This is a genomic window from Moorena sp. SIO2C4, assembly GCF_010672485.1.
Taxonomy (GTDB): domain Bacteria; phylum Cyanobacteriota; class Cyanobacteriia; order Cyanobacteriales; family Coleofasciculaceae; genus Moorena; species Moorena producens.
In genome coordinates this window covers 1-3,130 of sequence record NZ_JAAHGN010000914.1, presented here as the reverse complement: position 1 = coordinate 3,130, position 3,130 = coordinate 1, and the positions used below count along the sequence as shown (strand labels likewise).

At 45.9% G+C, this 3,130-nt stretch carries 2 protein-coding genes; one reads left to right on the top strand and one right to left on the bottom strand.

Going from position 1 to position 3,130, the window contains the following annotated elements; translation table 11 throughout:
* Nucleotides 1-1,485: elongation factor G (locus tag F6K20_RS31280; RefSeq protein ID WP_287297326.1), on the bottom strand; the 1,485-nt coding region annotated here is incomplete at its 3' end.
* A gap of 374 nt (nt 1,486-1,859) precedes the next feature.
* Between F6K20_RS31280 and F6K20_RS31275 the strand changes: the two genes are divergently transcribed.
* Nucleotides 1,860-2,873: a tetratricopeptide repeat protein gene (locus tag F6K20_RS31275; protein WP_008181208.1), complete on the top strand. Its 1,014-nt coding sequence runs from the start codon at nt 1,860-1,862 to the stop codon at nt 2,871-2,873.
* Nucleotides 2,874-3,130 lie beyond the last annotated feature (257 nt).

Below are 3,130 nucleotides of genomic sequence, written 5' to 3'. Positions count from 1 at the left end.
TCCATATTGCCCATGACCACCACTTTGGTGCTTGTAGCGCCCGTGAGAGGTAGTTGATTTGCGGATAGTTTCTTTGTAAGGCACTCGGGGTAAGTGAGTGGTCATCGGTAAGTTGTATTTGCGGCTCATCCGGTCTAGAGCAACCTGAAGATGAATATCTCCCTGTCCCCATAGGATGATTTCGTGAGTGTCTCCATGTTGTTCCCACACCAAAGATGGGTCTTCTTCCAGCAGCTTGGTTAAAGCACCACTGAGCTTAACCTCATCTTTGCGCTTCTGAGGGGTAATGGCTAACGCATAGACTGGTTTGCTTGCCTCAGCTATTGGTAATTTAATCTCTCGATTACCCGTATCAGTGGTCAGGGTGTCACCAGTTTTAATGCCCTCTAAGCGTCCCAGGGCAATGATATCACCAGCAGAGACTTGGGAAACTGACTGAGTGTGGTGACCAAACATACGGTATAAGCCTCCGGCGCGGGCACCATTAAAGACCATGCCATCGGTTAGTTTACCTTGCCAAACTCGCACTAGGGAGAGTTTTCCACCTTGGGGAGTGTAATAGGTTTTGAGTACCTGTGCCACCGTGCTTGATTCATCACCAGCAATGTCCCGACGCTCGGCGGTGGTTTCTGGGGTTGGTGCTTCCCGCAGTAGGGCATCGATCAAGGGGCGAACACCGTAATCTTGCTGAGCAACACCTATAAATACAGGTACAATCAAGTCGGCCCCCAATTCCATCTTCAGGTCTTGGACAATTTCTTCTTGGGGTGGCTCGATTTCTTCTAGTAGTTCTTCGAGGAGGTGGTCGTCAAAATCTGCTAAGGTTTCTAGTAATTCTGTGCGTGCTTGCTGTTCTGCCTCTTTCAATGACTCTGGCAGTGGGATCGGATCAGCTGGGGCATCAGGATGGTAAAGATAGGCTTGTTCGGTGACTAAATCAATAAATCCGGTGAGGTGTTCTCCCTTACCAATGGGGTATTGGTGCAGTACTAAGGGGCGAGTGGAAACGGAATTGAGGGCATCGAAGACGGACCGTAAGGAGTTACCATTAGCATCATCGGTCAACTCAAACCGATCCATTTTGTTAATAAAGACTAAGTGGGGGATTTCCCAGTCGTCGAGAAATTTGAATAAGGGTGCTAGGGTGAGGACGCGATCGCTTACTGGTTCACAAACCACGACAGCCGCATCCACACCAACTAAGGCGTTGTAGGTTTCTTGAGCAAATTCAATGGAACCGGGACAGTCTATAAAATTGAAGCAGATATCTTGATACTCGGTGCTGGCGGCAGTTACCTCCACACTCATTTGGCGTTGCCTGGCCTCGGTGGCACTATCACCGACGGTGTTGCCTTCCTTTACTGTGCCTTTGCGAGAAATCCTACCAGTAACGGACAACAAACTTTCGAGTAGAGTGGTTTTACCACTGAGATACGGACCAACAATTGCCACATTACGGGTGGCTTTACACACTTTGCCGTTCATAATTTACCCCCAAATTATTTCAATTGGACTTATGCATTGAAGCGGAGCTTGAAGGGGATGATCTGGTAGGGAGGTTAGTTGATTAAAAAGTGCCATGTCAACGGTTCTCTTACCTAATCATTCTACCTACTTATCTCCTGACTACTGGTTTATGCAGAAGTTTTGTTGAGATGGGATCAACGTTATCTGGTTGTGAGATTAACTTATTTTGGTTTGATCTAGATCGAACTTGCAATGTCTTGTAATGTAAACTACTAAAACTGTTAAGTTAGATAACTCTAGGTCACTAATTTTCAAAAAATATGAATACACGTAACAACTATAAAAAAAAATGTTTCAAAAATCTTAAGAAAAATTTGTTCCCACTCAACTTAATGTTTGTTAACACAAAAGTCACTGCCAGAGGATATTTCTGCCTAGGAGTCAGTTGGCTGTTGGTGCTGACACAGCCACTAGTTTCCCATGCCCTAGGGGTTAACCCAGATCATCTGAAGGATTCACCAGAGAGACTGAGTAGACATCATCCCCTTACTCGCCCTTACGGTTACAGTAGTAGACAAATCGCCCAGTCTCAGTATCTGCCAGCACTTAAACCAACTCAACCGGCAGCCCTTGAGCAACTTAATCAAGGACTGGCATTAATTCAACAGAGTAAGGTACTTGAAGCGATTGTGGCGTTTGAAAAGGCAGCCCAACTGAATCCCAAGCTAGCACCAGCACACTACAACTTGGGTCTAGCATTGCGGCAGGTTGGTAAATTGCAGGCGTCAGCCGATGCCTTTTATCGGGCAACCCAGACTGATCCCAAATTTGCTCTAGCCTTTGCTAATTTAGGGGCTGCTCTGTTGGAAGGAAAGAATTTGTCTCAGGCACGGGAATATCTAGAAAGAGCTCTGGAACTTGACCCTAAACTGGGTGTTGCTCACTATAACATGGGTCTAGTTATGTCCCAGTTGCGAACACCCGCACAAGCGATCGCATCATTTAAACAAGCAATGGAATTTAGCCGTAATGCTCCCGAACCGGCATATCATTTGGGACTGATTTATAGGCAACAGGGCAAGCTGGAGGAAGCAAAAAAGGCGTTTGAGCAAGCGATCAAAATCAATCCCAAATACCCCGAAGCCCACTACAATATCGGGGGAATTTTATTTAATCAGAGAGATTTGGATGGTGCTCTGGCAGCTTTCCAGCAAGCAGCGGTAGCTAACTCGAACTACGCTAATGCCTATTATGGTGCTGGTGTAGTATTTCTGCGCCAAAACCGATTTAGTGATGCTCTGGAAGTCTTGCAGTATGCTAGAGACCTTTACAATAGCCAAGGTAATCCCCAGTGGGGACGTAGGGCTGAGCAGTTGATGGAGCAAGCCCGTAATTCTGGTTTTTAGTGGGGTTTGTACCATCAGAACTTGTTAGCTTTGACCCCTTTGGGGAATTAAAAATTAAAAATTAAAAATTAAAAATCTAGAAGCGATGCAGCGCGGTCTTGGGGAGGCAGCGCGGTCTTGGGGGTTCCCCCCACTCGCTATTGCCGTGGTTTCCCCCACTCGCTATTGCATCAAGACATTGAACAAATTTTGAATTAATTAATTCCGGGTACAAGCCCCCCGGGGAATTAAAAATTAAAAATTAAAAATTAAAAATC